This is a genomic window from Psychrobacillus soli, from assembly GCF_006861775.1.
Classification (GTDB): Bacteria; Bacillota; Bacilli; order Bacillales_A; family Planococcaceae; genus Psychrobacillus; species Psychrobacillus soli.
In genome coordinates this window covers 10,270-18,160 of sequence record NZ_VDGG01000062.1, presented here as the reverse complement: position 1 = coordinate 18,160, position 7,891 = coordinate 10,270, and the positions used below count along the sequence as shown (strand labels likewise).

Below are 7,891 nucleotides of genomic sequence, written 5' to 3'. Positions count from 1 at the left end.
GCGGCGACTCCAGTGGGATCAAGTGAGCAAAATGAGACTTCACAACGACGCCTAAGCGGCGGTGAAGGCTCATCGCTCACCCCACGGAAAGCGTCCGCCAGGCAGCGAAAATCCTAGCGGTCACTTCCTTACCGCGCAGTATCCCTATACTGTGCTTCATATAAAAAAGTGGCGTACCTTATGTCGGTTGGAAAAATTATTCTCATCACATTAAATTTATTATTTTCAAAGCCCCAAAAAGCCACTCCAATAAGAAGCGGCTACTAAATTTATTGAACAGTTTGTCCTTTTAACGAACGACGCAAAATTTTTCCTGTCGTGTTTTTTGGCAATTCTTTTAAAAACTCAAATCTTTTAGGAACTTTATATTTTGCTAGTTTTTCGGCACAATACTCCTGCAATTGTTCTTCCGTTAAAGAAGTATCTTTCTTCACTACAAATGCAAGTACTTCTTCCCCAAAAGTTGGGTCTGGTACTCCGACTACCGCCGCTTCTATAATACTAGGATGCTCAAAAAGAACTTCCTCTACTTCGCGTGGATATACATTATAACCTCCCACGATTATCAAATCTTTCTTTCGATCGACAATATAGAAATACCCTTCTTCGTCTTGCCTTGCAAGATCTCCTGTGTATAGCCAACCATCTCGAATTGCATTTTCGGTTTCTTCTGGCATTTTATAATAGCCCTTCATCACATTAGGTCCGCGGACAATAAGTTCCCCGACTTCCCCAATTGGAACCTCTTCTCCCAATTCATTCACTACTTTGTTTTCCACATTCACAATATTTGTTCCAATAGATCCTGGTTTTCGATCCCGATCAATCGGATTGAAGCAAGTTACCGGAGATGCTTCGGATAACCCATATCCCTCTGATATCCTTACACCGAACTTGTCCTCAAAATTATGCAGTAACGCCACTGGCAATGAAGAACCTCCAGAAATAGCTAAACGAATGGTTGAGAAATCTTCCACATTCTCTTCTGGAAATTGGTATAAGAAATTGTACATCGTCGGCACTCCTGCAAAAACAGTCGCTTTTTGTTCTCTTGCAATAGCAAACACCTCTTGTGGGCTAAATCTAGGAACTAGTAATATCGTAGCTCCCATTAATAATGGTGCATTCACAACAACCGTTAAGGCAAATACATGGAAAACAGGAAGCGTCGCAATGACACGATCATCTGTATTAATACTTAAATACTCTGCTACATCACGAGCGTTCGAAAAAATATTATTGTAAGTCAGCATCGCACCTTTTGGATGGCCCGTTGTACCTGATGTATACAATATGACTGCCGTATCTTCATCTGACACTTCAACAGGCTGCACTTGTTCCCCAGAAATTGCAAGTAACGATGAAAACGTTTTCACTTTTACTTTCAAATCATGAGAAAGGCCAGCTAGCTTCTCTGTCGTGTCCGCTTGCGTTTCACAAATAATATAGTTTTCCACAGTCGTAAATACATTAGCTGCTTTTTCTACTAAAGGTAATAACGCGTCTAGCGCAATAATCGCTTTTGCATCACTATTTTTCACAATATAACTAATTTCATCTGGTGTATAAATAGGATTAATCGGTACCGCCGTTGCCCCTAAACGCATCGTTGCATATAAAGAAATTAAAAAATGTGGCGTATTACCGAGTAAAAAACCTACATGGTCTCCTTTTTGAATTCCTAACCCTTGAAGCCCATGTGCAAATTGCTCTACTGATTCGTCAAATTGTGCATAAGTCGTGTCTTTTCCCATAAAGTGATACGCTATTTTTTCTGGATGCACGGAGGCGATTTGTTGAACTTGTAAAGCTAAACCCATTTTCCCATCTCCCATTTTTTATTTGAATGAGTATTCATTCATAATCCCCAAATTCATTATATAAAAAAAGTTTTGACTATTCAATCATAAAAGAAGATTGCATTTGGCAATCTTCTTTTATTCTTGTATATGTGCAATATATCTCCAGCGAATTAAGTAAAAATAAGATACTTGGATAACAGTAAATACGATTAGTACAATTAACATTTCCTTTGCAATGGAAACCGCTGCGAGATCCACCCAAAAAGCTTGTAGGAAAATAAAAGAAAATGTACTATGCACCATTGCAAGTCCCCATGGTAAGAAAAATTGTGGCACTAACTGTCTATTCACAATTTTCACTAATTCCTGATCGGTTACACCCATTCTTCTGAGGACATCAAATTGCTTTTTATCTCTTTCTAAATCTGTGTACAGTTTAAAATAGACAAAACTTCCGGCCGCAAGTAATAGTACTGCTGCTACAAGCAAACCAGTAAACAATAATAATGCAAACGTAGCGCGAATAACAGAAAAATTCAAACCAGGATTAATAAAATAAAAAGGATTAGGATTCACTTCTGAAATACCCATCGTTTCGGTCATAATCTTATCTAGATCGGTTCCAACATCTTTCGTACGCAACCATTCCGATACATGAAATGCAAAAAAAGTAGTTCTCGACTCTTCGAGATTAAAGCCAAATAGTGGTTCTGTTAGGAGAGAAAAATCTTCATCACTAATAATGAATGCTCTATTTTTTAAAGTGAAAGAAGGGAAAATCGAGTATTTATATACCCCTTTTATTTGGATAGGGATGCTACTTTCTTCAAGCACTGTTTGTTCCTTTCCACTTCGAATATTATCAAAGTCTACTTGGGTATCCGAAACTAATAAAGCCTCTCCTTGCTTCAAGTCGATTAATGGAATTTTTAAGGCGATTGCCAAACTATTGACTTCTGATTCCTTTATTACATTCACTTGTTCATGCGAATTAGAGGAGGTTTGCTTTTTTACATTAAATTTTACGAGCTCATAAGACAAGCCCTCTCTTTGTAGTTCTTGCGATAATTTCATAACATGTGCTTCTTCAAATGGGTTGTCCCAATCGCTAGCATAGAAAATACTAACGGGGTTTAATTCCCGATATTGGGCTGTAAATGAAGTGAAGGAAGTCACGACTCCTACAGATAAAAACGCAATCGTCGACACAATCGTCACGACAAAAAACATGCGCGCATTTTCCCTAATTTTAATCGAAGCTTCCGCAAAAGCGATGAGCCGAAAAGAATGCCAATAAAGACTTTCCTTTCTTCGAATGATGTCGAGTATATATAAAATACTATCTGTGTAAAAGAAATACGTTCCAATAAAAGCCATTAAAACAATGAGTAAGCTCAAAAATATATTCATATGGAAAACAGAAAAAATAACGAGACTATATGCTACTAAAAGCAAACCTACTCCTAAAAAAGCATTTCCTTTTCTATACGTAGCGACTTCGTTATGTTTGCCGTCCCCTTTTATAAGTTGGATAATCTCTTTTTTCCGGATGAATACAACGCTACTAATCGATATGATGATAAACTGCGATAAAAACACTATAATCGTCAAAGCAAATGGCTTCCATGATAAGTACAGAGGCAAACTGTCCAATATAAACAATTCTCGGATGATCATAAAGAAAAATTTAGAAAACGAAAATCCAAAGAAAATACCAATAGTTATAGATATAAACCCTAAAATCATCGTTTCTAAAAAGATTAAGCGATTCAACTGTTGCCTTTCCATTCCTAAATGTAGCAAAACCCCAAACTCATGTAATCTAGCTTGTAAAAACGCACTCATCGAATAAAACAAAAAAAACAATGTAAAAACGATTAGAATAACTTGCGCAACGAGCATTCCACCAAAAGCGACATCTCGTAAAAACTTATCTTCAATATTCGGGTGAAACATCAGCATCGAATAAACGAAAAATACCATAACCGAAAAGATACTCGCCATAAAAAATGCGGCATATATTCGACTATTGCGAATGACGTTATTATAAGCGAATTGTTGAAAGGTCATTTACATTTCCACCTAGTAAAGACAACACATTTAGTATTCTTTGGAAAAAGGTTTGTCTTCTATCATCTTTATAAATCTCATTGAAGTATTCTCCGTCTTTTATAAACAACACTCGATCACAGTAACTTGCTGCTATAGGATCATGGGTTACCATCATGATGGTTGTCTGACTTACTTTATTCACTTGCGTTAGGATTTCTAATACATCTTTTGCTGCTTTCGAATCTAAGTTTCCGGTAGGCTCATCTGCTAGTATAATACTCGGTTCATGTATTAACGCACGACCGATAGCTGTTCTTTGTGCCTGACCACCAGAAATCTCGGAAGGTCTTTTTTCTAAAATAGACGTTAAGTTAAGGTGTTCTGCCATTTGTTGTACTTTGGCTTTCATCACTTCTACCGATTGGCCGTCAAGCGTAAGTGGTAATACCATATTTTCTTCCACTGTTAGTGCAGGAAGCAAATTGAAGTCTTGAAATACAAAACCTAGCTCCCTTCTTCTAAAAAGGGATAAGTCATTTTTAGGGAGTTCTGCAGGTTTTAAACCACTTATCGTAATTTCTCCAGAAGTTGGTCGATCGATAGTCGAAATAATATTTAATAATGTCGTTTTTCCGCTTCCAGAAGGACCCATTACCGCTATAAACTCCCCTTTTTCTACTTCAAAGCTTAATTGATTAATCGCTAGATGTGCTACTTTTCCTTCATATACTTTCGTTACTTCCTCCAGTATTAATATGGTCATCTTGCCCACCTCGCTTCATTCTTTCTTGTTTTTCAAATAGAATTGATACAGTTGTTCCTTGCCCTACGTTAGATGCAATATTTATCTCATGTCCTAAACGGTTGCAAATTTCCTGTGCCAAATATAATCCCATACCAGTAGACTCACCGGTTTTCCGACCATTTTCTCCGGTGAAAAAGGCTTTTTTCACTCTTCTAATATCTGACGCAGGAATACCAATTCCTTCATCCCTAACAGAGAAAATGATGTGTTTCTCTTCGATGCTCGTTTCAAAATACACTTTTTTATTTTGCTCAAATGTATATTTAATCGCATTCGTTACAAATTGTGCAATGACATAACGAATCCATTTTCTGTCCGATGTAATCATGCAACCATCCACCATTGAAATTACGGGAAATAGATGATTGCCGATAAATAACCGCTTGTTCTCCGTGACAACTTCAGTTACTAGTTGTTTTAAATCTATCCGTTCGATTTGCATATCTTCTTCAAATGTGTCTAGTCTTGCATTCATTAAAACTGCTTCTAGCCCTCGCTTGAGTCGATCCATTTCTTCTATGACACTTTTGGAATCTATTTGTTCACTATTTTGCGTCATCAGTTCGAGGACAGAAATGGGGGTCTTCATTTGATGTACCCAACTATTCATAAATTGTAAATGCCTATTTTGTCTTGCGTATAATAGCTGTACTTCCTTTTGATATAATCGATAAATATGTTGTAAGTAATTCTCTACTTGTTTAATTTCGGGAGATTGCGCTGCTCGTTGCAAAACTACTTCAATTTGAGTTGGAACAGAAAGAATTTTTTTATAAAACGCATACTTTTTAACAAATAATGTCCCTAAAAAAGTAAGCGTTAATATAATACTAATAACAATGGAGTAGACAGCTGTGTCTATATTTCGAAAACCATCCAGCCAGTATAACAGCATAACAAATAGTAATAAGGCAAACTGAAAAATGATAAAAAGTAGATGTTCCTTTATAAATAAACGAAACATATTATGTTTCCTCCGGACTTAGGTTCAAACGATATCCCGCTCCTCGAACTGTTTCAATTGTAGATATAACACCGTAATCGGCCATTTTCTTCCGCACTCTCGTCATATTCACATTAAGCGTGTTCTCATCAACAAATGACTGGTCATCCCATAGTTCTTCTAGTAATTGTTCCCGAGTAACTAGCTTCGGATAATTCTTCAGTAATAATTCTAAAATTGTACATTCTTTCTTTTGAAGCGGAATTTCTTCTTTTGTAGTGTGTAATTCCATGCGTTCCATATAAAGCTGCAATTTCCCTACTTTCACTACACGCTCTTCTTGCTTTGCCGCATATTCACCATATGTTCTTCTTAAATGGCTTTTTATCTTTGCTAGGACGATTTCGTAATGAAAAGGCTTCGTGATAAAATCATCCCCGCCGTTTTCAAGTGCGAATACTTGATCCATTTCCCCAGATCTAGCCGAAACAAAAATAATTGGGCAAGTAGTTAGTTGACGGAGTTGACGACACCAATAGTAGCCATCATAAGATGGTAAATTCACATCTAATAACACAATATGGGGATCGAACGCCGTAAACTCCTCGATAATATGATCAAAATCTTCAATTGTATGTACTTCATAATGGTATTTCCTCAGGGTATCTGCAAGTAGCGATGCGATTTTCAGGTCATCTTCTACTACTAACACACGGTGTATCATCACGTAAATCCTCCTTTTGAAACATTGTACTTTCCTTATTATATCAAAAAAGAGTCTCCCATACGTTAGTATGTTAGACTCTTCCATTTAATAAATAAGTTGTACTAGTTCTTCTTTCGAAATACCACCTAAGTATTTCGGTACGTCAATAGAATCCAGTGCTTCTTCAATCGCTTGTTTACTATACACTTTACCAGTTAGTAGCCTTTCTACTTCTTCGATATCCCCAACGCCAAAGAAATCACCATAAATTTTCACTTCTTCAATGATGCCTTTATTTACTTCTAGGCGAACATCTACACCACCTGTTGGATAGCGGTGTGAATGCTTCATATTAAATTTAGGGGATTTACCGTAGTTCCAATCCCATTGTTGATAACGTTCTTCCGAAAGCTTATAAATATTTTTCCAATCGTCATCTGTAAGCTCCCAATATTGAATATTTTCTGTTCCGTCGAAAATAGAGGAAAGAATTTCGGCACGGAATAGTTCAATCGTCATTGGTTCTGCAAGTAATTCAGCAATATTTGTTACACGGCTTCGTATTGATTTTATCCCTTTTGACTCAATTTTTTCTTTACTTACTTTCAATGCGGACACGACCGCATCAATTTCTGTATCAAACATTAATGTGCCATGGCTAAACATTCTTCCACGTGTAGCAAACTGCGCATTACCAGAGATTTTTTTACCTTCTGCTAATATGTCATTTCGTCCTGATAGTTCCGCATTCACACCCATTTTCTGCAATGCATCTACAACCGGCTGTGTAAACTTTTTAAAGTTGCGGAAGCTGTCTCCATCATCTTTTGTTAAAAAGCTAAAGTTCAAATTCCCCAAGTCATGGTACACAGCGCCGCCACCTGAAAGTCTGCGGACTGGGATAATCCCGTTTTTTTCTACAAAATCTGTATTAATTTCTTCTATCGTGTTTTGATTTCTACCAATGATGATAGAAGGCTGATTTATGTAAAACAAAAGAAATGAATCCTTTTCAACATCCATTGTATTCAATGCGTACTCTTCAATTGCTAGGTTAATGCGTGGGTCAGTTATGCCTTTATTATCAATAAAATACATGTTGATCTCTCCTTTACTCCTATTTTAACAAAAAATAAAATAATGTGTTGACAAAAGATTCTGTGTTATATTACAATGTATTTAACTTAACCAGTTATATAACAGATGGAGGTGGAACAAATATGTTAGAAAACGTACTTGAATTTTTCCGTAACCTGCCTAAAAAGAAATGTGCTACATGTGGTGAGACCATCGAAGAACAACATGAGTGCTATGGAAATCACTGTGACAAATGCAATAACCTTTAATTTCATTAAAAATGCCAACTAGATCCTCCCCTTTCTAGTTGGCTTTTTTTATGCTTTAGGAACCTAAAAAAATTTAGACATGTGGATAATTTGTCGTGACCAACATCCTGTTGGCCTCAGCTGGGGGTCGCCGCCTGCAACGAAAATCAACAGAAATGGCTTAGTTATCAGCTTCGGCTCGTAAAAAACAAAATTTTATACAGTTTTTCGACTGTGTAAATCCAGTCGAAAAACTGT

Annotated in this window: 7 protein-coding genes; 1 reads left to right on the top strand and 6 read right to left on the bottom strand. The window is 36.7% G+C overall.

Annotation, left to right across the window (positions count from 1 at the left end; translation table 11 throughout):
• Nucleotides 1-269: 269 nt before the first annotated feature.
• From FG383_RS19005 to lplA, 6 genes are all read right to left on the bottom strand, one after another.
• Nucleotides 270-1,820: a fatty acid--CoA ligase family protein gene (locus tag FG383_RS19005; protein ID WP_142609005.1), complete on the bottom strand. Its 1,551-nt coding sequence runs from the start codon at nucleotides 1,818-1,820 to the stop codon at nucleotides 270-272.
• Nucleotides 1,821-1,937: 117 nt separating this feature from the next.
• Complete coding sequence (locus tag FG383_RS19000; protein WP_142609003.1) at nucleotides 1,938-3,872, bottom strand: FtsX-like permease family protein; 1,935 nt, start codon at nucleotides 3,870-3,872, stop codon at nucleotides 1,938-1,940.
• Nucleotides 3,847-4,617: an ABC transporter ATP-binding protein gene (locus tag FG383_RS18995; protein ID WP_142609001.1), complete on the bottom strand. Its 771-nt coding sequence runs from the start codon at nucleotides 4,615-4,617 to the stop codon at nucleotides 3,847-3,849. The genes FG383_RS19000 and FG383_RS18995 overlap by 26 nt, the downstream gene beginning before the upstream one ends.
• A complete protein-coding gene (locus tag FG383_RS18990) occupies nucleotides 4,577-5,623 on the bottom strand; it encodes a sensor histidine kinase (protein ID WP_142608999.1) in 1,047 nt (348 codons plus the stop codon). Before FG383_RS18990 ends, FG383_RS18995 begins: the two co-directional genes overlap by 41 nt.
• A 1-nt stretch (nucleotide 5,624) precedes the next feature.
• Entirely contained in the window at nucleotides 5,625-6,326 is a 702-nt protein-coding gene (locus FG383_RS18985; RefSeq protein ID WP_425467670.1) for a response regulator, read from the bottom strand.
• An 87-nt stretch (nucleotides 6,327-6,413) separates the two neighbouring features.
• Entirely contained in the window at nucleotides 6,414-7,406 is a 993-nt protein-coding gene (gene lplA / locus FG383_RS18980) for a lipoate--protein ligase (protein ID WP_142608995.1), read from the bottom strand.
• A 122-nt stretch (nucleotides 7,407-7,528) separates the two neighbouring features.
• Here lplA and yhfH point away from each other — a divergent pair, with 122 nt between their 5' ends.
• Entirely contained in the window at nucleotides 7,529-7,654 is a 126-nt protein-coding gene (gene yhfH, locus FG383_RS18975) for a protein YhfH (RefSeq protein ID WP_142608993.1), read from the top strand.
• Nucleotides 7,655-7,891: the final 237 nt, after the last annotated feature.